Genomic DNA, 21,887 nt, shown 5'->3' on the forward strand with positions numbered 1-21,887 from the left:
ACAAACCGGGGGACAGCAGAACCAATGGAGTTACGCGATTACGTCCGGATCCTGCACAAGAGCTGGATCCTCATCGTGGTCTTCGCGCTCCTCGGAATCGGCCTCGCCGCCACCTATTCCATCCTCGTGGCCCCGAAGTACGAGGCGACGACGAAGCTCTACGTCTCGGTTCGCGCCGGTGAGGCGGCGGCCACCGGAGACCTCGTTCAGGGTACAAGCTTCGCCCGCCAGGCCGTCACGTCCTACGTCGACGTCGTCGCCAGTGCTGTGGTCCTGGACCGCGTCGTCAAGGAACTCGACCTCTCCGAATCCAGTGCCCAACTCGCGGCGCAGGTGACGGCATCGTCCCCGCTCAACACCGTTCTCATCGCCATCACCGTCACCGACGGGGATCCGGAGCAGGCGGCGCTCATCGCCAACTCCATCGGGGCGAACTTCTCCGACGTGGTCGTGAACAATCTCGAGAAGCCGTCGGGAGAGGCCCCCAGCCTGGTGAAGATCGAGACGATCCAGCCTGCCACCGCGCCGTCGCGCCCCTCGAGCCCCAACGTTCCGTTGAACCTCATCCTCGGCGCGCTCGTCGGTCTCGCCGCCGGAATCGGCCTGGCCATCCTTCGCAGTGTCCTCGACACCCGCATCCACTCGCTGCACGACATCGAGCAGATCACCGACAAGCCTCTCCTCGGCGGCATCGCCCTGGATCCCGACGCCAAGAAGCGTCCGCTCATCGTGCACGCCGATCCCCGCAACCCGCGCGCGGAGTCCTTCCGCAGCCTCCGCACCAACCTCCAGTTCGTGAACGTCGAGGGTGGTCCGCGCAGCTTCGTCATCTCCAGCGCCGGCCCTGGTGAGGGCAAGTCGACCACGACAGCCAACCTCGCCATCTCGCTGGCGGAGACCGGTGCCCGGGTCGCGCTCATCGACGGCGACCTCCGCCTCCCCAAGATCGCCGAGTACATGGGCATCGAGGGTGGAGTCGGACTGACCGATCTCCTCATCGGTCGTGCGACGCTCGCCGATGTACTGCAGAAGTGGGGCCGCGGCAAGCTCTTCGTGCTCCCGGCGGGGCGCATCCCCCCGAATCCGAGCGAGCTGCTGGGGTCACGGCCCATGGTCGAGCTCCTCGAGACTCTCTCCGAGCAGTTCGACTACATCCTCATCGACGCGCCGCCCCTTCTGCTGGTCACGGATGCCGCTGTCGTCTCGAAGTTCACCGGCGGCACCATCCTGGTTGCTGCATCCGGAAGCACGAAGAAGCAGGAGCTCGCCGGGGCCGTCCGTGCGCTGACGGCATCCGGCGGCCGCCTCGCCGGTGTCGTCGTGACGATGCTTCCGACAAAGGGTCCAGACAGCTATGGCTACGGCGCGTACACCTACGGCGTCATTCACGAAGAGGACGACGCCTCGGAGTCGGCCGCACCGACCAAGACCCGCAGTCGACGGAAGCGCTGACATGGCGATCTCCATCCTCACGGTCTGCTCGGGGAACATCTGCCGGTCCCCCCTCGCCGAGCAACTCCTTCGTCAGGGGTTGGCCGGGGTTGCTGATGCGACCGTGACGAGCGCTGGCACCATCGCCATGGTGGGCTCGCCGATGGCGCCCCAATCGCAGGTCCTCGCCGCCCGTTACGGGGCCACGGATGCGGCTGCACACGTCGCGCGGCAGCTGACGGCGGAGCAGATCGTCGAGGCCGACCTCGTTCTCGCCCTGTCGCGTGACCACCGTCGGGCGATCGTCGAGATGGTGCCGAGTGCTGTCAGGAAGACATTCACCCTCCGGGAGTTCGCGCGCCTCGTCACTGAAGTGAGCGACGAGGACCTGGCTGACGGGTTCGTTCCTGGCTCGAAGCCGTTCGCATCGGCAATCGCCGTCGCATCATCGTTCCGGGGGATAGTCGCACCCGCCGACTCTCCCGCAGACGACGACGTCGTCGATCCTTACCGTCAGTCCAACGCGGTGTACCAGGCTTCTGCCGACCAGCTCGTTCCCGCCGTCCGCGACACTGTTGCGTTCATCGAACGCGCCGCATCGGTCAGTTAGTCGGTCGTTCCATGGCAAGACGAGTCCCCGGCAGAACCGATCGCTCCTCAGGGGAGCGCTCGCGTCCCCTGTGGATCGTCGGCATCGCCGCACTCGCCTTGGTCGTAATCGTGCTCGTCTACTTGGCGCTCACCCAGAATCGCAATGCTCCTGATGGCGCTGCGGTGTCGACCCCCGCGAGTTTGGTCCCGGTCGACCGTGCGACGCCGACCGTCGAGCCGTCGGCCGAGCCTGTCGCTGTCGTGACCCCGCCCGCCCGAATCATGGCAGCCGTCGACGGCGAGCGCGCCTATCGAGCGGGCGTGGGCTCGTGCCCGGGCGACCAGCCCATCGTCCAGGCGACCGACGACGGCGGGGCATCCTGGTCTGACTTCACAGTGACGGTGGAGCCGGCGGCGGCATCCGTCAGAACGATCCTTCCGGGCAGCGGAGACTACGTCGCCCTCGTGTCGGCAGACGCCGCGAGCTGCACCCCGCTGTTCGCCCGCTCCTACGTGGCCGGCGAGGAGTGGGAGGCTGCCGACGAGGTCGACACGACGTGGCACCTGAGCCAGGATGCCACGTCGGTCGTCGCTCCCGGTGGCGCTGCATCACAGCCATGCGACCAGCCTGTGCAGGTCGCCGCGACCAGCGACACCGCGGCCGCCGTGCTCTGCGCCAGCTCGACGGTCATGACGACGACGGATGCCGGAGGCTCGTGGAGCGAACCGCTGTCGGTCACCGGCGCCGCGGCAGTCGCACCCGGCGGCGACGGCTACCTGATCGTGATCTCCCGCCAGAACGGGTGCGACGGCGCCCAGGTCTCCTCCACCCCGGTGGAAGGCGGCACGGAAGCAACGCAGCCATCGACCTGCGTGGAGTCCGGTGCGGCTCCACAGGACAACGCCGTGGCTCAGGGCGGCGATACGATCTGGTTGTGGTCAGGTGACGCGTTCGCACGCTCGACCGACGGGGGACTGACATGGTGAGGCGCAATCGCGTCAGCGACATCGTGGAGGCTGGCTACAAGCGCCGACCGATCCGATTCGGCTCCCAGTACGCTCTCGATGCACTCTCGTGGTTCCTCGCCATCTCGCTGGCCGAACTCTTCCGCTACGAGTTCAATGCGATGCAGATTGCCGTCCTGCCGCTCCTCATCCTCTCGCTGGCCGCAGCTGCGCTTCAATATGGTATTGGCCTCGTGTTCCACCTCTATCAAGGGCGGTACACCTACGGAAATTTCGACGAGGTTCGCGCGCTGAGCTTGGCTGCGCTTGTCGTGGCTGTTCTGCTCGGCATCCCGATCGCGATTCTCGGCACCTGGCTCCATACCCCGCGCAGCACGATGTTCATCGCCCTCCCGATCGCCCTGCTCTTCATGTTCTCAGTGCGCTACCTCAAGCGCCTCTACGTAGAGCGCCACGCCCGGCCGGGTGAAGGCGCGCAGCCCACGCTGGTCTACGGCGCCGGATACATCGGCACGGCGCTCATTCGACGCATGGTCACCGACCCGCACTCGTCGTACCTGCCGGTCGGAATCATCGATGACGATCCGGCTCTACGCAATCGGCACATCGGTGGCGTCCCAGTGCGCGGTTCGATCGACCAGATCGAACGTATCGTCGGCGACACTAACGCCCGAGTCTTGGTGATCGCCATCGCGCATGCCGATTCCGATTTCCTGCGACGGATTTCCGACATCGGCGTGCATTACAACCTCACGGTGAAGGTGATGCCGCTGCTCGAAGAGATCCTCGCGGGCAAGTCGCGCGTCTCCGACCTGCGTGACATCGCCATCGAAGACATCATCGGGCGGCATCCGGTTGATACGGAGATGGAGAGCATCGCCGGCTATCTCACCGGCAAACGCGTGCTCGTCACCGGTGCCGGTGGATCCATTGGCTCCGAGCTCTGTCGCCAGATCTTCAAGTTCAAGCCCTCCGAACTCATCATGCTCGACCGGGACGAGACCGGCCTGCAGACCGCGCAACTCGGCACCAGAGGACACGGTCTTCTCGATACTAACGAGGTCGTTCTGGCCGACATCCGCGAGGCCGATGTCATCCACCGCATCTTCGATGAGCGTCGGCCCGAGGTGGTGTTCCACGCGGCCGCGCTCAAACACCTCCCGATGCTCGAGCAGTATCCCGATGAGGCGTGGAAGACGAACGTGCTCGGAACCCTCAATGTGCTGAACGCCGCGCGCGACGCCGGCGTGCTCACTTTTATCAACATCTCCACCGATAAGGCGGCGAACCCCACGAGTGTGCTCGGTCACTCTAAGCGCGTGGCTGAGAAGCTCACTGCCTGGATGGCGGATGAGACCGGCCTGCGCTACCTCTCGGTGCGTTTCGGCAACGTGATCGGCAGCCGCGGCTCTATGCTGCCGACGTTCACCTCGATGATCGAGGCAGGCGGCCCTCTCACGGTCACGCACCCAGATGCGACACGCTACTTCATGACCATTCCCGAGGCCTGCCAGCTCGTGGTGCAGGCGGGCGGAATTGGAAGGCCTGCCGAAGTGCTCATCCTCGACATGGGCGAACCCGTTCGGATCCTTGACGTAGCCGAGCGCATGATCGACATGTCGGGCAAGGACATCTCCATCGTCTTCACCGGTCTCCGCGACGGGGAGAAGCTTCACGAGATCTTGGTAGGTTCTGGCGAATCAGACGCCCGCCCACTCCATCAGAAGATTTCACACGCCAAGGTGCCATCTCTTCCAGCAGAAGAGTTGAGCTTCGATGCCTGGTTGGCTCGCGTCGTGACATCCACAAGGTCTCGCACCAGCGGCGGGACCCGGCATTGATTGCTACCGGAATATCGCCGTGGGTGTTCGCCGGCTTGGTGGCACTCGTGGTGTCAGGGCTGGCACCGTTCGTTCTCGTTCCACTGGTTCGTTCTCTCCGGGTAGTCGACGTTCCGTCGGCGCGATCCTCCCACAGTGTTGCAACGCTGCGCGGACTCGGGATAGCCCCATTGCTTGGGGTCGTCGCTGGCACGTCGATTTCAATCTCAATCGACCCGGCGGGTGGCCCGTATCCCCTTGCAATCATCATTGCCGCGGTTCTTGCCGGATCTCTAGGGTTTCTTGAGGATCTCCGTGGCCTTCCCATTGCCGTGCGAGCGGCGTCGCAGCTTGGTGTCGGTCTTATAGTCGTGGTTGCAGTGTCCAGTTGCTGGTGGTGGGTGCCCGTAGGCGGCCTCGCCATCGCGGCGTACATGAATATTGCAAACTTCATGGATGGCGTGAACGGGATGTCCAGCGTTCATGGCTTCATCGTCGGACTGGCAGTCGCCACCATCGGCTTCACGGGCCTCGGGCCCACCTGGATGATCCCCGCTGGATTGGTTCTTGCGGGTTCATTTATCGCTTTCCTACCGTGGAATCTGCTGCCACCACGCGTCTTCCTCGGTGATGTCGGCAGTTACGTCTTGGGTGCGGTGATTGCGACGATCTTGGTATCGGCTGCGATGAGCGGGGTACCGTTACTGACGCTCTTGAGCATGGTTGCTGTTTACCTCGCTGACACCGGTTACACATTGCTTTCGCGTATAGCCCGAGGAGAGCGATGGTATGAATCTCATCGCCAGCATGTCTATCACCGCCTCGAGGATCTAGGGTTTGGTCACCTGACCTGCACTGCGATAGTCGGCGGGGCCACAGCCGTCTGCGCCAGCATTGGTATTCTGTCGGCGGGTTCCGGCTATTGGCTTCTACCGATACTGGCTATCGTCGCGATCTGCGGCGGCTACATCTCACTCCCTGTCATATTCGCACGGAAGCAAGTGCCCAGGACATGAGCGCAAGACCGGTCGTCGTCGCAGTCGTCGGTGCGAGCGGCTTCGTTGGTGCCGCAATCGCCGAGGCGTTTCGTGATGGAGGCCAGGAAGTGGTCAGTATCGTGGCACCGCGCATCCTTGGAGAATCGCGACCGCTGAGCGAGCATATTGCTGTAGCTGAGTCGCTCGCCTTGTCTAGGCCGACTCTCATATCAAGCCTGCGGGGCGCAGATGTGGTCATAAATGCCGCAGGTCTAGCGCGGCCCGATTCGCAGGCGACATCGGCATTGTTCGGAGCCAACGCCCTCCTGCCGCTCGTCTTGTTCATTGCTGCGAAGCTGGCCGGTGTGCGTCGATTCGTCCACATCAGCTCGATCGCAGTCCAAGGAAATCACAATCCTCTCGATGCGTCCCGGCGGGTTTTCCCCTTCTCCCCGTACTCTGAGTCCAAGGCCATGGGCGAGACTTTGCTACTCAAGGCCGCTGACTCCGACACCCAACTACCGAAGCTTTCGATTGTTCGAGCTTCTTCTGTGCACGACGAGACGAGAGAGACAACTCAACGCTTGATCTCCTTTGCGCGTTCGCCCTTTGCGAGCGTCCCCGGGCGTGGGTTGTCGCCGTCTCCAGTTTCCTCGCTCAATGGCCTCGCTGTATGCGTCGCAGGCGTAGCACTCGGTGAGCCATCGGAGATCACAGTTCAGCCTTGGGAGGGAGAAACCGTCTTCGACGTCCTCGCGAGATATGGAGGCAAACCACCCCGTCGGCTTCCGGCATGGGTCTGCCGTACGGTTCTGACTGTCGCGAATCGCGTCGCTCGCTGGACAAACAATTCCGCATTTCAGGGATCGGCGCGCCGGCTGGAAGTGCTTTGGTATGGGCAGTCGATTGTCGCCGTTTCGGATGGAGAGGCTCAGGAGCAGTGAAGTTTCGAAGCGGTCATCGTCCGGATATTCTCTTCGTGGAAACGACGGATGTGTCAGTCGAGTCCCACCTCAAGGGCCAGTTGGCTTTCCTCAGGCGATCGGGACTCACTGTTCACGTCATTGCTCGCGATACCGGTCGACTGGACCGTATTCTGCACGAAGATGGCGTGAGTGGGCACTCACGCCCCCTCCGCCGCGATCCTAGCCCGTTCGCCGATATTGCGGGTCTCGCAATGCTCTTGATCGACATAGCACGGCTACGCCCGCGAATGGTTGTGTACGGAACTCCAAAGGGAGCGCTGCTCGCGTCAATGGCGGCGCGCGTCATCGGAGTGCCTCACCGTGTCTACTTGGTTTTCGGGATCAGAGCTGAGACTGCTAGCGGAGTCACGCGCCGTATCCTCCTCTCAGGGGAGGCGCTCGCAATGAGGCTTTCTACCGTCCAGGTGGCGGTGGGTGCCGGTCTCATGAAACGCATGCGGGACCTGGGACTACCCACTGGCAACATTGTGGTCGTCGGTGCCGGCTCTGCAAACGGCGTGGACGTACAGCACTTCCGTGCTGCTCGTGCTGAGCGCACTTCGATCGAGACGCAGCCCATACATTCTGACGCGGTACGTCCTACAGTCGTCGGATTTGTAGGCCGCATCACGGCAGACAAAGGTATTGACGTTCTGGTTGGCGCCCTCGTAGAGCTGCGGACGTCCTTTCCGCAATTCCGCCTGAGACTGGTCGGCCCGCCCGAGAGTCTTGAGAGTCTCTCCGATGCCACCCGGGCCGCCCTTGCGCAACCGTGGGTGACAATGACCGGAGACCTCCCGGACACCGCATCCGCATATCCGGAGATGGACATATTCTGCTTACCTTCGCGACGGGAGGGTCTGCCCACCGTCATCCTGGAGGCTGCTGCGGCCGGCGTACCTATCGTCGCTACTAATGCGACAGGTGTCGCTGATGTTGTTATCGACGGGGTAACAGGGACCATCGTTGAAATTGATGCTGTGCATGACCTCGCCGCTGCGATCCTCGCAGTTGCGTCCGACCCCTACAGCGCGAAGGTCAAGGCTGTCGCGGCGCAGCAATTTGTGGCGGAGCGGTTTGATCAAACCGTCGTGTGGGAGCAGATGAGAATGTTCTACTCTCGCATGCTGTCAGGATCTGACGAGGAGGCCCCGCATGGGTCAGAACGCTGAGGTCGTCGTCATCATTCCGACAATCGGCGGGGATCCCTGGCTGTCAGAGGCCGTCGAATCGCTGCTTTGCCAACGATCGCTTGGTCTTCGGATCATCGTCGCTCATGATGGTGCCAGCCCCGATGATTCTCTTCCGTGGCTCGGAGATCCACGCGTAGACACTGTGGAGTCTGCGACCAGGATCGGGTTGGCGGGGATTCTGGCGCTGGCAATGGAGACAGTTTCCGAGGAGTTTGTAGGACGTCTGGATGCTGACGATATCGCGTCTCCGAACCGCTTCAGGGCCCAAATCGACTATCTTCGAGCACACCCAAACACGCTATTGGTGGGATCGCGTGCATCGCGTATTGATGAGCAGGGAAGATCTACCGGATCGTTGTTACCGGCCACCGGCGACGACGTACGCCTCGCGATGATCAAACGGAATCCAATAATCCACTCGTCCGCTCTGTTCCGAACCGATGCCTATTTCGCGGCAGGTGGTTACGACCCCATGCTTCGACAAATGGAGGACTACGATCTCTGGCTGCGGATGGCCGTCGATGGTGAAGTTGCAGTGTTAGCTGACGAACTCGTCTCATATCGCGTCCATGGAGGGCAGATGAGTCGCGGCGCTAAACCATATTCCCTCTACGCCCGGCGCGTCTGGTCAGGGCAAGGACACCTTGCAAAGGTGCTCGGCATCAACCCCGTCGCCTCGCTTGTGAGCAGGACAGCTTGGAGCGTGGCGCAGTATCTCCGTTATTTCGGCTTGCGGAAACCCGGTCACTCTGTCTGAGAGTTCCTCGGCCTTCCCCGACAGCTCATCTGACGGCCGCGATAAAGGTCCGAAGCGGAGCAACAATGTCAGCCACCGTGGCATCATCTGCAGCTGGCGCGCGTTGGCCAGTCAGAGAGGCGATTATCGATCGAGCAGTCAGGGAAGGGTCCCTGAGATTCGCCACATTGTCGGCTAGCCCGAAGATGCTCGAAACACCGACGAGCTTCTGCACGTAATAGTCGTCGTACGCTACACCGAAGCTGGGGGTCCCTTCCGCCAAGGCGAACACCATTGGGTGATAGCGGGAAGAGATGAGGTAATCAGCGAGTCCTAGTAGCGCCTTTGTTACCGCGGGCCCCGTCTCCGGCTCGAGAATCGTCATGTGATCCCGATTTGCCGCCGACCACGATCTGACCAGAATCCGGGCCGTCTCGCGATCGTCTGAAAACCGATTACCTCGCATATTGGGGACGAAGAGAACCTTGAGCCCTTGAAGCCTAAACGCTTCCACCAGCGATTCAGCGAGAACGGCTACCTGGTCGAGAAGATCGCTGGATCCGGCTCGTCGGCGGTGAAAGGACATTGCTATGAAAGGCCCTCCTCCGATCACGACTTCGACGAGCTGCCTTGCGTCAGACTGCGCGCTTGACGTGGCGGGCAGGGCGAGGGCCCAGTCCGGGGTGAGCAAGGGGGTAACTCCCGCGCCGTCAATGAGGCTCGTGGCCAGGTGCAAAGACGTCTCCTCCCTAACAGTGATAACGTTCGCCAACTTGAGCATCTTCGCTGTCTCGGCAGCGTTCGAGGCGTCCAATGGACCCAGGCCTTGTCCAAGGAATGCCACGGGTTTGCCCAGAGTGTGCGCCCAGTGGGTCAGTAGGGACCATGAATATACGCCGTGGGCTGCGTAGTCATCGTTAATCGCCCCTGCTCCCGTGAAGATGACAGCGTCGGCACTCCGAACTTCGTTGTACCACTGCCGCTGCAATTTCGTTCGTGGCCCCTTCTTGGCTCGCGCCAGGGCCCTACGTGCATAGGCAACGCGGCCCGGTCGCGACACCAGTCGCTCGATGGATGCAACGATGCGGGAGCGGTGGGTCCAGGGGCTGAGGAACTTTCCTCGTCGCAACGATTCGAGGAGGAACGGATGGAGCTCCACACGTTCGAGGCCCGATTCCCATCCGGGGGCGGCATCGGTGACGATCGTCGAATGAGGGTGCTCCGAGCGAAGCACATCGGCGGCAGCCAGCCACATGCTTTCATCACCCAAGTTCGTCGAGCCATTGGCACTGCCGATGAGGAGCCACCGGTGAGATCGCGTGGCCTGGCGCGGGGAAATCTGATCACTCACGATTGTTCTCTTTTGGTGTGGGGTGTGTTCATTACTAGGAAGGCGACCGTGGCGCGAGTCAGGAGTCCAACGAGATTGACACTGAGCGCGCCAACAACCCCTAAAGACGGTATGAGAGCAGCACTCAGGATGATGCTCACGGATAATGCGATCGCGTTGGTCAGCACCGAGCGACGGTATAAATGCCGGATGGGCAGGCTAGTTAGCCCGGCGTAAACGAAAGGCAGACTCACGCTCGACGCGGCGACCAGAAGGTAAGACGCCATATCGGGCTGATAGGCGTCCTGAAACAAAGTCGGGAAAAGCAATGCAGCGGCCAAAAGGCTGAGAGCACTCGTCGGGATGATTGCTCGTTCCCAGCGCAGAGAAACCCTGAAGACATCCCGTCTCGTAAGTCCGCGGCTGAGTTCCAGTTCTCGGCCTCGGGGCGTCCATGCCTGCGAAAGCGAGTTCGTCACCATTTCCGTCCCAAGCTGCATGTACATGAACACTGTGAAATGGGCAACCAGGGAGGGCTCGCCAGTGAGCGCCAGAGTGTACTGAGGTACTCCAACAAGCAGCGGAGCGAGGACCGCAGACGACCCCGTAGGGAGCCCTGCCCTGAGGATCATCCGCACCGACGGGTCCGCCGATGTCGAGTATCTCGTTCGCTTTGCTCGCCACTCGACCAAGCGCGGACGCAGCAAGGTGGTTTGCGCGACGAATAACCCAATAGCGGAGCCGGTGGCCGACATGAGAATTAACGGGATGAGCGTGAGTCCCAAGCCCCACGCGAGAACGGTGCCTCCTATAACACCGAGCGCTGCGGCACCGCTCATGCTTGCTGCAATCCATTCCGAGTTCAATCGTTGCGAGACTCCGCCATAGAAATCCGCAAATGAGTCGACGCACTTAGAGAGACCGACGATGAGCAATATCAGCGAGAACTCGCTCTGGAAGACCACTGCGACCAGCACCGTGACGCCAATGGCGACAAGCAACGACAACGAGCGTGCAATTGTGAAATTGCGGAGCGACGTAGACGGACTGAGCGTCAGTATTAGTGTGCGCAGGCCGAGACCGAACAAAATGAAGATGGGCGCGGTGATTGCTTGCGCAAGTGCGTACTTGCCTGCTGGCCCACTCCCGAGGTAAACGGCAATCGATGCAAATAGGACAAGCTGGCCGGCGTAGCGCGTCAGGTTAGCGCTAAGGAGCCAGAAGGCTGGCTGGAGATTTCGGAACCGACTACTGGAGGTGGTCATCCGAAGATCACCGAACCCCGAGGTAAGTCTCGTAGGGGAGGAGGCCTGCGTAGTTCGTGACGTAAAGGATGAGGTGGGCTGCCCCAAGAACAATCAGAGCAAGCTTTGCCGGCACCGGATTCTTCGTGGCACTGAGCTGATTTGGGAGGAGTAGGAGGAGGAAGATCCCAAAGTATTGATCCATCCTCGCCACGACTACCGATTGCGTCCCTAGAGCAAGAAACGCGGTGCCCACACACACGAACGCAAGCCATCGGACGGTTCCCTCGGGGAATGGCAGCCGAAATGCAACAACGAGCAGCGCAAGCCGCATCGCCAGGAGGAGGAAAACCCCAACACCTCCCGCCTGTCCCAGATCGTCAGCGTAAGTCTCGTAGCGTGAGTTCAGCGTCGAAAGAACATCCAACAGGGCGGGGAGTGCCAGGGCGGCTGTGCCGAGAGCGATCATCACAGCGACACTCACCAGAACTGGGGCCAGACGAGGTCTCCAGTTCTTCGAGATGAGCATGAGTGCAAGCGCGACGAGAGCGGACACATGAAACAGCACTGCGAGCGCACTGAGAATTGCGAACACGATTTTGCTTCGGCCGTACCAACTATTTGCCCAGAAGAGCAACGACACTGCTATCCCTTGGCGGATGGTATTGAAGGGCCCGAGGAAGAAGGCGAAAAGGATGTATAGGACCAGGGCGAACGGGAGGTCGGTGCTCTGTCGGCGCAGGACAGCATAAATCGGCACCACTGTCAGGAAGCTCGTTGCCCAGAAGATTGCAAATGGAGAATCCGAAAGCGATGCGATGGACAACGAGAGAACGGTGTAGCCCGCCTCTTGGGGAGACGCGGCGATCTGCGCCGCCCAATCAGATGCCGGATCGATCTGACGGAAAAATTGAAGGTAAATCGGATAATCGGTGCCGACGTTGAATCGCAACGCGGAAAACGTCACCAGGATTGCAACGATGACTACGTCGCCAAAGCCCCACTTGGGGTCCGCCTGTGTCGCGAGGGCCGACGGAAGCTCCGCCACGGGTGCAGGCTCCCGAACGGACCGCATCCTGCGAGTAGTAAGGCGGAACGCCGACTGAAAGTTCGCGACAACCCACACTGCGACAGCGATTCCGAGGTAGGGAAGCATTCCGGCCTCTCCTGTTCGGTGCGCATCGCAAATGCAATGAAGACGCGGCGGGATCGTGGACGCTGCACCTGGCTCGGGGCGAGCGATTCTCCCGATCGATCTGTCAGAGTCTAGAGAACTGAAACATGATTAGGAAACTCAAACCTAGGCGTCAACTCGGAATAAGGATTCCATGGGTGCTTCGGAAGCTAGAAGGCCCGGCAGTGGTGGAAGTTCATAGCCTACGAGGGCGCGAAAATGAGATGTATCAGCGACGCTGTAGCTGCCGAGATCCTTGGCGTCGAGACGATGACGGACGGCGACACGCTTGGTCATCATCTCAATGAGCATTCGGTTGGAGGTTGCTACGCCGGTGCCGATGTTCGTGACATCGTTCTGACGGGGAGGTCTGATCCTCGCGAGATCCAGAAGTCCGCGGGCGACGTCGATACTGCGGACGTAGTCCCTAACGAATGAATCCAAGCCGCGGAGGACGACCTCATCGTTGCCCTCTCGGGCTGAGGCGAATAATCGAGAGAAAAGCGAGAGCCGCGAGTTGAGATCCACGACGTTGAAGATCCGCCCGCTGATCGAGGACATAGCGCCCGACGAGAGTGCGACCTCTGACAGTGCCTGTTCAGCCTCTGCTTTGCTGCGCGCGTAAACCGAACGACCGGCGAGAGGATCGTCTTCTCGCGCCGGACGATTGGCGAGATCTCCATAGACCGCTGCGCTGGATGCGAAGACGAAACGTCTGACTCCCTCCTCGAGGGCTGCCATTGCGAGTCGACGCGTACCTTCAACATTGATCTGAAATGCGTCTTGGGGACTCACTTCGCAACCAGGTCCGGTCAGGCCTGCTAAGTGAATTACTACGTCCGGGCGAGTAGCTGAAACTAGTGTCCGTATGCTGTCCCCGTCCCTCAAATCGAAGGCCCTTTCAGATTCTCCGATTGCAGGAGAATGCACAGCAAAAACGCTCGTGGTCGCATCGTCGGCCAAGAGAAGTCTGCGCAAAGCCGCACCTATGATCCCGTTTGCCCCGGTGACAAGCACTCGTTCCACGTCTTTAACTCCGTATCCGATGTGAGATGTGGCACTTGAGACTTTGAGGGATCGAAGCCGAAGACTGCCGCATGCTAGGGCATTCTTTCAGGCGCATATCTATAGGGTTGTGCGAGATGGGACAAAGCGCTCGAGATGCAAAGACACCCCTCGTGCGCAGTGCACGGCTGTGGGTGCCGGTGGCTGTCGCGCTTCTGATTTTATTGATCGGCGGAATCGCTCTGGCAATCATCCCGGGTGTGATGAAGGTCAGGTCTGAACTCGAGGCCTCCATCCCGCTCGCATCATCGGTGCAGTCGCATGCCCTCGCCGGAGACCTAGACGCGGCCGCGATCGATGCGACGGAGCTGCAAGCCCACACGGCGGCGGCACGTGCCGCAACTGGCGGTCTCGTCTGGGGGGCATTGGAATGGGTGCCCGTTGCCGGGCCTAACCTCCACGCGGTGCGCGTCGCAGCGGAGGAAGCGGACCGGCTGGCGACGGATGTCGTCGTTCCGGTCTCGACGATCGACGTCGCTTCGCTCAAGCCGGTGAATGGCGCATTCGACATTGCTCGTATCCGCGATCTGGGTGTCACGGTCAGCGCCGCTGACGCAGCCGCGACCGAAAGTCGCGACCGCATCTCGAAGGTGGACCGGAGTGGCCTTATCGCTCCTGTAGCCGGGGGGCTCGATCGCCTCGGCAGCTCCCTCGCCTCCGCGAGCAAGACACTTTCCGGCCTAGACGGCGTTCTCGCGGTTCTGCCGGCCGCATTGGGCGGAGACGGGCCGAAGAACTACCTCCTCCTCTTCCAGAACAACGGCGAAGTCATGCCGGGAGGTGGAACCGTCGGCTCCCTTGCCATGTTCCACGTCGACAATGGCCAGATCGAATTGGTGAGGCAGGCATCGGCCGCCCCTGTGGACATTCCGATGTACGACACTCCCGTCATCCCGATCGCCGACGACGTGATCGCGACGTATCCATTCGGCTTGGGCAAGTACGTGCAGAGTCTCACGCGCACGCCGAGGTTCTCGCTGACGCACGACATCGCCAAGGAGATCTGGAAGCGAAGCTATGGCGACACCATCGACGGCGTCATCTCCCTTGACACCGTCGCTCTCTCCAACATCATCGCGGCCACCGGCCCGCTGGACCTCCCAGACGGAACGCAGCTCACCGGACAGAACGCAGTGTCCATCCTCTTGGGCGATCTGTACTCGAAGTACACGCCCTACGAGGTGGACGCGATCAACCAGGCGATCGCTACTCTGGCATTCGACCGGATCAGATCGGGTGCGACCGACGTCACCGCGATAACGACCGCGTTGACGAAGTCCGCAGCCGAGGGCCGCATCCGGATGTGGACCGACGACCCGGACGAGCAGGCTCTCATCGTGGGGTCGCAATTCGATGGAGAACCGCCGGTGAGCACGAAGAAGATGGATGCGTTCGGCGTCTACTTCATCGACTACACGCCCGGCAAGATGCAGCGTTTCATGACGCAGAGCGTCGATCTGGGGCAGGCGGTGTGCGGCGCCGATGGCGAGCGTCACGTGCGGGTGAACGTGTCGCTCACCAATACGGTGTCTCCGGATGTCGTGCCCACGCTTCCCGACTACGTCACCGGTGGCGGGCAGACGACTGCGATCGGCAATATGCGTGTCGACACTCTCGTCTACGCGCCGCCCGGTTCGACCATGCTGGACATCACCCGCGACGGAGCGCCCGTCGACTCGATGATCACGGCGGACGGCGAGTACCCGGTCAATCAGGCAATCACGACGATCGCACCAGGGGAGACCGCGGTGATGTCGTTCGACGTGCTGGCGACCGATGACGTGCTGCGCAAGCTCTCTGCTGAGGTCACCCCGGTGGTCAGCCCCACTGAGGTCACGGAGTCCAAGCTCGATTGCGGGACGGTCCCCGCGAGCTGAGTGCGCAGCGGCATGCGTGGCGCCGACGACAGTGCCCGTGCGGTGAACTGCGCGCTGAAGAACCCCCGCACACTGGGGTGTTCCCGTCCAGCACGCGTTCACCTTGCGTCGCTACGATCGGAACAGTCCCACGCTTTCGGGTAGCGCGGGCAGTCGGGGAGAATCATGAGCTCCATAACGGGCGCTTCGCAGCGACCTCTCAGTGACACGTTCGACGCGCTCGTCATGGAGCCGCCGTACTCCCACGCATCCGGGTTCGCCGACCGGGCGGCATCCGCCGGCCTGATCATTCTGGTCGCGCCCCTGCTGGTGGTCGTCGCCCTCTTCGCGCGGCTGCTCGCGTTCGCCTCGGGCTCCGACCGCCGCTGAGCCGACGCCCACCGCGGCAGTCGTCGAGGTGACGGCGGTCGAGGCCGGTCGAAGCCGATCGTCAGTGCGACGTGTGCGCAGGTATGGGGATCCCGCGGTCGGCGACTCGAACGCGCCGTCCGCGACGGGCGATGAGCGTGCCGATCAGTAGCACGAGGAGGCTGCCGATGAGCGCCCCCGTGCTGTTCGCGATCACATCGCGCACGCTCGGATAGCGGTCGGGCAGCGCGAGGAGCTGCACGAGCTCGATCGCGGACGAGAGGGCAACTGCCGCGAGGGTGGAGATCCACCAGCGGCGACGCCCGAGCAGCACGGTCATGATGATCCCGAAGGGCAGGAACATCACCACGTTCGACGTGAACTCGATGGTGTCGTACGTCACCCACGCAAAGCCGTGCTCGTGGAACCAGATGATCGAGGCGTACACCTCATGGTTCGCCGGCTTGTCGACGGGCTCCGGCCAGAGGACGACGAGCGCGAGCACGACCAGGTAGACCGCCAGCAGCACGCCGGCCAGAAGGCGGCGCTGTGACGGGTTCATGCCACCACGTACTCGGGGTAGCCGTAGATGATGTTGGAGTCCCACGGCTGACCGTAACGCCGCACGAAGGTTTTGTCGTGCGGCAGGAAGTCCGGCACGTCGCCCTCCACCGTCGCCACAGCGCCCGCAGTAGTCCGCTCGACGTAGCCGGCGTGGTGGATGCTCTCGACGGGCCCGTCACTGTAGAAGATCACGGCGCCGTCGCGCGGCTCGGTTCCGACCTGGCCGAGAGCGCTGAAGTGCTCGTACAGCTCACGTGGGTCGCGGGTCTGCGGCACGGCGTTCTCGCGCAGCAGCCACGACACGTACAGCGTGCTCCATGTCGTCGTCGCTGCGGCATCCGTGCTCCACGGACTCGCGGCGAGCCTCATGCCGGCACTGCCGAGCGCCTCCGCCCGCACCTCGTCGAGCGTGCGAGTGGGCACGGGAACCTTCGTGGGGATCGCAGTCGCCCCATCCGCTCCGGAGGCGGTGCGTGCGGCATCCCGCGGCAGGAGCGCGACCGCGGCGGCTCCCGCAGCAACCGTGCCCAGGGCGGCGACGATGACCGTCCGACGACGGATGCCCCCGCTCACGGCTTCGCTCCGTTGCGGTACGAGCGCGGGTCGGCCTCTGCCACGGTGCGCGCGATCCTGTGTCCGGTCTGGAACATCGACACCACCGGGAATCGGTTCGCGACACGGTAGATCTGCATGTCGGTGCGGAAGGCCTCGGAGTCGGGGCGAGCCAGCACTCGGGGTACCCGATGGGCGCCGTTGACGAAGGGGACCGGCTGCACGCTCGTGGCGGCCCCCTGGTTCACGTAGGTCTCGATCCACCCCTTCGAGATGGATCGCGAGACGTGGATGCGCAGCACCACGTCGGTCCAGCGACCCCGGCGATAGGGCAGAGACAGGTAGGGCCACGGGTCGCCGGCGTTCAGCTCGTTGCCCCGGATGACGAACTCGTCGAGCGGGTCGCTGGCGAGCCGTCTGTCGGCGTGCAGCACCAGCGGAGAGCCCTGGACGTAGGGCGGCCCGTAGAACTGGAAGAGTGCGATGTAGCCCGTCGCGTCCGGACCCTGTGGATTCGCCGGATCGTTCTTGGGGTAGACCGTCGGGAAGTCGGCCGGCGGCATGAAGGCGAAGCCCACGCAGAACTCGTCGCCCTCGACGATGTTGCGCCGACTCGACGATTGATAGCGCACGGTGGTCTTGGTGGGCTGCTCCGCGTCGTAGCGGGCGCTCTCGGGGATCGAGATCTTGGCCACCTTGCGAGCAGCCCCCAGGATCGGGTCGTCGACGAGCTGCACGTACTTCGCTCCGACGACGGCGCCGTGGCCGACCTTCCACTGCTCGAGGGTGCCGTCGTATTTCGCGGCCCAGGCCAGCTCGGACCGCCAGCCGCCCGCCGGCAGGGAGTCCTTCTGGAATCGATTCGCCGTCGCGACCCCGATGAAGGGTGAGGTGACGGTGACGCCGTCGACCACGGCGCGGGCGCGGATCCAGAAGACCCCGTCCGACGGTGTCTGCGTCACGTTGTCGACGAGCTTCCTGGTGGTGTCCCAGGCGATGTAGTACTTGCCGCCGCCCACGCCCTTCGCCTCGCGTGTTCCGTACTCCGGAACGCCGACGATGATGGTCACCTTGGAGATCTTCGTCCCCCCGGTGATCTTGGCGACGACATTGACGGTGCCCGAGACCCTGGACTCCGTGGCAGGCGAGATGATCGCGATGCTGGCCATCGGTTCTCCTCCCTCGCGCGGATGCTGCAACTCAGTTCACATCGCGAGGGGTGGACCTCAGGGAAGCGAGTGCCGGTAGCCGGAGCCGCATCATCGGTCCAGCATCATTGCCCGTTCCCTCGCGCCGCACACGGCCACCTTTCCGAGGGCCATGTCACGGTTCTCACAAGTTATAGGGGGCATCCGCAAAGCGCAAGGACGCCTCGCCGCCCGGAGAAACGGTTGCGTGTCGATCCTGTTAACAACATGAGGCATCCGTGTTTTCGACCTCGTCGCGTTGTTAGAGTCATGCCGAATCGGCCGCCCGCAGGCGCGGGTCGGGCCGTCAGTGAGCCAGGAGGCAGCATGCCCGGAACGCGCCCCACGTCGATCGAACCCCGACCCTCGACCCTTCTCAATCGACGCACGGTGCTCGGAGGTGCCGCGGGCGGACTCCTGCTCGGCGCGCTCTCGACTGGAGGCGTCGCGCAGGCTGCGACCTCGCCCATCCCCAAGCTGCCTTATGAGGTGAGTCGCAGTGCGGTGCGGGTGACGAAGCTCGGCAAGAAGCAGTACGAGGCCATCGACGTGGTGCTCGGCACCGACAGAGTGCGCATCTTCGTGCCATACGCATCCCTTCCCGGCACGAAGAAGGCCGTCGGGGTGCTGTGGTTCTTCCACGCCAACGGATCGGACTACACGTCCATCGACGGCGCGTACAAGTACGGCGCCGAGATGGCCGTCGACCAGGGGGCTGTGTGCGTCTGCGCCAACTACGGTGGCAGCCTCTGGACCACGCAGCCCGCCATCCAGGCTCAGGTGAACGTGGCGAAGTACATGAGCACGGTGTGGAAGATCGGCCTGAGCTTCATGCGCGGCAACTCCGGGGGTGGATCCCTCATGTGCTACTCCTACGGCAAGAAGCTCGTTCCGGCGGCGCGGGGCATGTACATGGCCAACGCCACGTACGACATGGAGGACCTCTTCGACCGCGATCCCGTGCGCATTGCGCCGGTGTACGGCAACAACCGCGCGCTGGCCATCGCCACCAACCCTGCGCGCTTCGACCAGTCGGCCTGGAAGGGCACGCGCGTCAAGACCGTGGTGTCGTTGCTCGATCCGCTGGTCACGCCGTCGAAGCACGGGCTCGCCCTGGCTGACAAGGCCAGGCCCGTCGCGACCGAGGTGATCGTGCAGTACCACGATCAGGGTCATGTGGTTCCCGGATGGACGCAGACCGACATGATCAAGACGTTCCAGTCCTGGATGTGAGCCGCTTCGACCGCGGACTTCGTCCGGGCCTCAGCGAGCGGGAATCGAATGTGCAGCGTCCCGTAATCCGCCCTTAACACCACGTCTGTACCCTGAACGAGGGGTATCCACCCCGTCTCTCGGGGGAGGACAGATCATGGCAGGTGTACGGGAACTGGTTCGAAAGCCGGTGCGGATGATGCGCAGGCGGTTCGCGATGGGAGCGGAGTTCGCCCGCGACTACCGCGCCTACAGGGCGACGGCGGCGCCGACCGACGACGCCGCCAGCACAGAGCTGACAGGCATCCATCTCGAGACGCAGGTGACGAAGGACTATCACCGCGTCGAGAAGGGCCTGAGCCTGCGCTCGCCGAAGCATCCTTTCGGTGACGCGGTCGATCGCCGACTCGAGATGCTGGTTCCCGCGGGAGCGTCCATCGACGACGGCTACCAGGCCTTCGCCGTCGACGCGCGCGAGGCGCTGGCAGGCTGGAACACCGCCGGCTCCCTGAGCGACATCGTGAGCCCGATGGCGGCGCCGAGCGACGCCATCGATCCCGCGTTGTTGGAGCAGTTCTTCGCCACACGCCACAGCGTGCGCGACTTCGACGAGCACCGCCCGGTCGACCCTCGCCTCATCGACGAGGCCGTGCGCCTCGCAGGCAGCACGCCGTCGGTCTGCAACCGCCAGGCCGCCCGGGTGCACGTGTTCGAAGGCGCTGAGGACAGCGCCCGCATCCTCGCGCACCAGAACGGCAACGCGGGCTTCCGTCACCACGTGCGCACCGTGCTGATCGTCACGGTCGAGCGCGGACTGTTCGCCGGCGCCGGGGAGCGCAACCAGCGCTGGATCGACGGCGGGCTGTTCGCCATGACCCTGGTCTGGGCGCTGCACGGGCTGGGCCTCTCGAGCTGCATGCTCAACTGGTCGATGACCAACGCCCGCACCGACGCGCTGCGGCTGGAGGCCGGAATCCCGGCGTCCGAAGACGTCATCTGCCTCATCGCGGTCGGTCACGCGCCGGCGGATGGCTACAGGGTGGCGCGTTCGCCGAAGCGTCCGCTGTCGCAGGTGCTCACCCGCCACTGAGCGCAGGAACGCCCCGCCCCGCCGTGAGGCGAGGGCGGGGTGTTTGCTGCGCTTCGGCCGCGGACTGCGTCCGGGCCTCAGCGGGCGGTGGCCGCGGACTGCGTCCGGGCCTCAGCGGGCGGTGGCCGCGGACTGCGTCCGGGCCTCAGCGGGCGGTGGCCGCGGATTGCGTCCGGGCCTCAGCGAGCGGGTGCCGCGGAGGTCGTCCCGGGCGAGGGTCAGGGGCGGCCGAGGCCCTTGTAGGTCCAGCCGTCGGCGCGCCAGGCTGCAGCATCGAGGCAATTGCGTCCGTCGATCACGATCTTCGCCCCGACGAGGGCGCTGGCGTACGCCGGCTCCATCTGGCGGTACTCGTTCCACTCCGTGACGATGACGACGAGGTCGGCTCCGGTGAGCGCCTCGGACGTGTCGGTCACGTAGTCGAGCTGCGGATGCAGGCGACGGGAGTTCTCGATGGCCTCGGGGTCGGTGGCGATCACGTCGGCGCCGAGACCCTTGAGGCGCACGGCGACGTCGAGTGCCGGCGAGTCGCGGATGTCGTCGGAGAACGGCTTGAAGGCGAGGCCGAGTACGGCCACGCGCTTGCCGTTCACCTCGCCGTCGAGGGCGTCGACGGCCAGGTCGACGACGCGCTGACGGCGCCGCAGGTTGATGGCGTCGACCTCCTTGAGGAAGGCGACGGACTCACCACGGCCGAGTTCCTCGGCGCGAGCGGTGAAGGCGCGGATGTCCTTGGGGAGGCATCCACCGCCGAAGCCGGCTCCGGCTCCGAGGAAGCGCCGGCCGATGCGGACGTCGTATCCGATGGCGTCGGCCAGCTGGGTCACGTCGGCGCCTGTCACCTCGGCGATCTCGGCCATGGCGTTGATGAACGAGATCTTGGTGGCCAGGAACGCGTTGGCCGACACCTTGACGAGTTCGGCCGTGGCGTAGTCCGTGGTCACCAGGGGAGTGTCTGCACCGAGCGCGGTCGCATAGCACTCGCTCAGAAGGGACTCGGCACGCACGGCGGCCTCAGGCTCGGGCGGGAGGCCGTAGACCAGGCGGTCGGGCGTGATCGTGTCCTGCACGGCGAACCCTTCGCGCAGGAACTCGGGGTTCCACGCCAGGATCGCGCCGGTTCCGGATGCAGCGAGCTTCTCGGCGAGCCGGGCCGCCGTGCCGACGGGAACCGTCGACTTGCCGGCGACCAGGTCGCCCGCGGAGAGGTGCGGGAGGAGCGCGTCTATGGCCGCGTCGACGTAGGTGAGGTCGGCGGCGTACGAGCCCTTCTTCTGAGGGGTTCCCACGGCGACGAAGTGCACCACGGCACCGGCGGCATCCGCGATGTCGGTGCTGAATCGCAGCCGCCCCGAGTTCACGCCCGAGATCAGGATCTCGGGAAGGCCGGGCTCGAAGAACGGGGCCCGCCCCTCAGCCAGTGCGGCGATCTTCGTTTCGTCGACATCGATTCCGATGACGTCGTGCCCGAGTTCGGCCATGCTGGCCGCGTGCACTGCTCCGAGGTAACCGCATCCGATGACTGAGATCTTCACGCATTGGCCTTTCGTTGATTTCACTTGCGA

At 63.5% G+C, this 21,887-nt stretch carries 20 protein-coding genes; 12 read left to right on the top strand and 8 right to left on the bottom strand.

Annotated elements, in window-relative coordinates:
- Nucleotides 1-24 precede the first annotated feature (24 nt).
- The 8 genes from AADV74_RS13715 to AADV74_RS13750 all read left to right on the top strand — a co-directional run bounded on the left by AADV74_RS13715 (nt 25) and on the right by AADV74_RS13750 (nt 8,700).
- On the top strand, nt 25-1,452 hold the full coding sequence (locus tag AADV74_RS13715; protein ID WP_342114978.1) for a tyrosine-protein kinase domain-containing protein: 1,428 nt from the start codon (nt 25-27) through the stop codon (nt 1,450-1,452).
- A 1-nt stretch (nt 1,453) separates the two neighbouring features.
- Nucleotides 1,454-2,041: an arsenate reductase/protein-tyrosine-phosphatase family protein gene (locus tag AADV74_RS13720; RefSeq protein ID WP_342114980.1), complete on the top strand. Its 588-nt coding sequence runs from the start codon at nt 1,454-1,456 to the stop codon at nt 2,039-2,041.
- An 11-nt stretch (nt 2,042-2,052) separates the two neighbouring features.
- The gene (locus AADV74_RS13725) at nt 2,053-3,009 is read left to right on the top strand and encodes a hypothetical protein (protein ID WP_342114982.1); all 957 of its coding nucleotides are present in this window, start codon (nt 2,053-2,055) and stop codon (nt 3,007-3,009) included.
- A complete protein-coding gene (locus AADV74_RS13730) occupies nt 3,003-4,829 on the top strand; it encodes a polysaccharide biosynthesis protein (protein ID WP_342114984.1) in 1,827 nt (608 codons plus the stop codon). Before AADV74_RS13725 ends, AADV74_RS13730 begins: the two co-directional genes overlap by 7 nt.
- 170 nt (nt 4,830-4,999) lie before the next feature.
- Nucleotides 5,000-5,824, top strand: coding sequence for an MraY family glycosyltransferase (locus AADV74_RS13735; RefSeq protein ID WP_342114985.1), 825 nt, complete (start codon nt 5,000-5,002; stop codon nt 5,822-5,824).
- Nucleotides 5,821-6,729, top strand: a complete 909-nt coding sequence (locus AADV74_RS13740; protein WP_342114987.1) for an NAD-dependent epimerase/dehydratase family protein — start codon at nt 5,821-5,823, stop codon at nt 6,727-6,729. The genes AADV74_RS13735 and AADV74_RS13740 overlap by 4 nt, the downstream gene beginning before the upstream one ends.
- A gap of 50 nt (nt 6,730-6,779) precedes the next feature.
- The gene (locus tag AADV74_RS13745; protein WP_425287307.1) at nt 6,780-7,922 is read left to right on the top strand and encodes a glycosyltransferase; all 1,143 of its coding nucleotides are present in this window, start codon (nt 6,780-6,782) and stop codon (nt 7,920-7,922) included.
- Nucleotides 7,906-8,700 (top strand): glycosyltransferase, encoded by a 795-nt coding sequence (locus AADV74_RS13750; RefSeq protein ID WP_342114990.1) that lies wholly within the window; start codon nt 7,906-7,908, stop codon nt 8,698-8,700. The genes AADV74_RS13745 and AADV74_RS13750 overlap by 17 nt, the downstream gene beginning before the upstream one ends.
- A 25-nt stretch (nt 8,701-8,725) precedes the next feature.
- Here the strand turns inward: AADV74_RS13750 and AADV74_RS13755 are convergent, their stop codons facing one another.
- From AADV74_RS13755 to AADV74_RS13770, 4 genes are all read right to left on the bottom strand, one after another.
- The gene (locus AADV74_RS13755) at nt 8,726-10,030 is read right to left on the bottom strand and encodes a polysaccharide pyruvyl transferase family protein (protein ID WP_342114991.1); all 1,305 of its coding nucleotides are present in this window, start codon (nt 10,028-10,030) and stop codon (nt 8,726-8,728) included.
- Nucleotides 10,027-11,274 carry a lipopolysaccharide biosynthesis protein gene (locus AADV74_RS13760; RefSeq protein WP_342114993.1) on the bottom strand — a complete coding sequence of 416 codons (1,248 nt, stop codon included), beginning with the start codon at nt 11,272-11,274 and terminating at the stop codon, nt 10,027-10,029. The genes AADV74_RS13755 and AADV74_RS13760 overlap by 4 nt, the downstream gene beginning before the upstream one ends.
- A gap of 7 nt (nt 11,275-11,281) precedes the next feature.
- Nucleotides 11,282-12,409 (bottom strand): EpsG family protein, encoded by a 1,128-nt coding sequence (locus AADV74_RS13765; protein ID WP_342114995.1) that lies wholly within the window; start codon nt 12,407-12,409, stop codon nt 11,282-11,284.
- A gap of 144 nt (nt 12,410-12,553) precedes the next feature.
- Nucleotides 12,554-13,453, bottom strand: a complete 900-nt coding sequence (locus AADV74_RS13770) for an NAD-dependent epimerase/dehydratase family protein (protein WP_342114997.1) — start codon at nt 13,451-13,453, stop codon at nt 12,554-12,556.
- A gap of 116 nt (nt 13,454-13,569) precedes the next feature.
- Between AADV74_RS13770 and AADV74_RS13775 the strand changes: the two genes are divergently transcribed.
- Both AADV74_RS13775 and AADV74_RS13780 read left to right on the top strand, forming a co-directional pair.
- Nucleotides 13,570-15,369, top strand: a complete 1,800-nt coding sequence (locus AADV74_RS13775; protein WP_342115201.1) for a DUF4012 domain-containing protein — start codon at nt 13,570-13,572, stop codon at nt 15,367-15,369.
- A 165-nt stretch (nt 15,370-15,534) separates the two neighbouring features.
- The gene (locus AADV74_RS13780) at nt 15,535-15,738 is read left to right on the top strand and encodes a hypothetical protein (RefSeq protein ID WP_342114999.1); all 204 of its coding nucleotides are present in this window, start codon (nt 15,535-15,537) and stop codon (nt 15,736-15,738) included.
- Between the two features lie 61 nt (nt 15,739-15,799).
- On the opposite strand, the gene AADV74_RS13785 is transcribed toward AADV74_RS13780, so the two are convergent.
- Genes AADV74_RS13785 through AADV74_RS13795 form a run of 3 tightly spaced genes read right to left on the bottom strand, consistent with a single transcriptional unit; the run spans nt 15,800 to nt 18,002 of the window.
- On the bottom strand, nt 15,800-16,279 hold the full coding sequence (locus AADV74_RS13785; RefSeq protein ID WP_342115001.1) for a VanZ family protein: 480 nt from the start codon (nt 16,277-16,279) through the stop codon (nt 15,800-15,802).
- Complete coding sequence (locus AADV74_RS13790; RefSeq protein WP_342115002.1) at nt 16,276-16,854, bottom strand: hypothetical protein; 579 nt, start codon at nt 16,852-16,854, stop codon at nt 16,276-16,278. Before AADV74_RS13790 ends, AADV74_RS13785 begins: the two co-directional genes overlap by 4 nt.
- On the bottom strand, nt 16,851-18,002 hold the full coding sequence (locus tag AADV74_RS13795; RefSeq protein WP_342115004.1) for a polysaccharide lyase family protein: 1,152 nt from the start codon (nt 18,000-18,002) through the stop codon (nt 16,851-16,853). The genes AADV74_RS13790 and AADV74_RS13795 overlap by 4 nt, the downstream gene beginning before the upstream one ends.
- A gap of 345 nt (nt 18,003-18,347) precedes the next feature.
- Here AADV74_RS13795 and AADV74_RS13800 point away from each other — a divergent pair, with 345 nt between their 5' ends.
- A complete protein-coding gene (locus AADV74_RS13800; protein ID WP_342115005.1) occupies nt 18,348-19,253 on the top strand; it encodes a hypothetical protein in 906 nt (301 codons plus the stop codon).
- Between the two features lie 175 nt (nt 19,254-19,428).
- Entirely contained in the window at nt 19,429-20,322 is an 894-nt protein-coding gene (locus AADV74_RS13805; RefSeq protein ID WP_342115007.1) for a nitroreductase family protein, read from the top strand.
- A gap of 218 nt (nt 20,323-20,540) precedes the next feature.
- Here AADV74_RS13805 and AADV74_RS13810 read toward each other — a convergent pair whose 3' ends face one another.
- Nucleotides 20,541-21,857 (bottom strand): UDP-glucose dehydrogenase family protein, encoded by a 1,317-nt coding sequence (locus tag AADV74_RS13810; RefSeq protein ID WP_342115009.1) that lies wholly within the window; start codon nt 21,855-21,857, stop codon nt 20,541-20,543.
- Between the last annotated feature and the right edge of the window lie 30 nt (nt 21,858-21,887).

The sequence above is a fragment of the Leifsonia stereocauli genome (genome assembly GCF_038432415.1).
Taxonomy (GTDB): domain Bacteria; phylum Actinomycetota; class Actinomycetes; order Actinomycetales; family Microbacteriaceae; genus Orlajensenia; species Orlajensenia stereocauli.

Excerpts from the sequence above, each read along its gene's own strand:
- AADV74_RS13715 (WP_342114978.1), top strand. The coding sequence starts at position 25 with ATGGAGTTACGCGATTACGTCCGGATCCTGCACAAGAGCTGGATCCTC.
- AADV74_RS13720 (WP_342114980.1), top strand. The coding sequence starts at position 1,454 with ATGGCGATCTCCATCCTCACGGTCTGCTCGGGGAACATCTGCCGGTCC.
- AADV74_RS13725 (WP_342114982.1), top strand. The coding sequence starts at position 2,053 with ATGGCAAGACGAGTCCCCGGCAGAACCGATCGCTCCTCAGGGGAGCGC.
- AADV74_RS13730 (WP_342114984.1), top strand. The coding sequence starts at position 3,003 with ATGGTGAGGCGCAATCGCGTCAGCGACATCGTGGAGGCTGGCTACAAG.
- AADV74_RS13740 (WP_342114987.1), top strand. The coding sequence starts at position 5,821 with ATGAGCGCAAGACCGGTCGTCGTCGCAGTCGTCGGTGCGAGCGGCTTC.
- AADV74_RS13750 (WP_342114990.1), top strand. The coding sequence starts at position 7,906 with ATGGGTCAGAACGCTGAGGTCGTCGTCATCATTCCGACAATCGGCGGG.
- AADV74_RS13760 (WP_342114993.1), bottom strand. The coding sequence starts at position 11,274 with ATGACCACCTCCAGTAGTCGGTTCCGAAATCTCCAGCCAGCCTTCTGG.
- AADV74_RS13765 (WP_342114995.1), bottom strand. The coding sequence starts at position 12,409 with ATGCTTCCCTACCTCGGAATCGCTGTCGCAGTGTGGGTTGTCGCGAAC.
- AADV74_RS13775 (WP_342115201.1), top strand. The coding sequence starts at position 13,570 with ATGGGACAAAGCGCTCGAGATGCAAAGACACCCCTCGTGCGCAGTGCA.
- AADV74_RS13780 (WP_342114999.1), top strand. The coding sequence starts at position 15,535 with ATGAGCTCCATAACGGGCGCTTCGCAGCGACCTCTCAGTGACACGTTC.
- AADV74_RS13785 (WP_342115001.1), bottom strand. The coding sequence starts at position 16,279 with ATGAACCCGTCACAGCGCCGCCTTCTGGCCGGCGTGCTGCTGGCGGTC.
- AADV74_RS13795 (WP_342115004.1), bottom strand. The coding sequence starts at position 18,002 with ATGGCCAGCATCGCGATCATCTCGCCTGCCACGGAGTCCAGGGTCTCG.
- AADV74_RS13800 (WP_342115005.1), top strand. The coding sequence starts at position 18,348 with ATGCCCGGAACGCGCCCCACGTCGATCGAACCCCGACCCTCGACCCTT.
- AADV74_RS13805 (WP_342115007.1), top strand. The coding sequence starts at position 19,429 with ATGATGCGCAGGCGGTTCGCGATGGGAGCGGAGTTCGCCCGCGACTAC.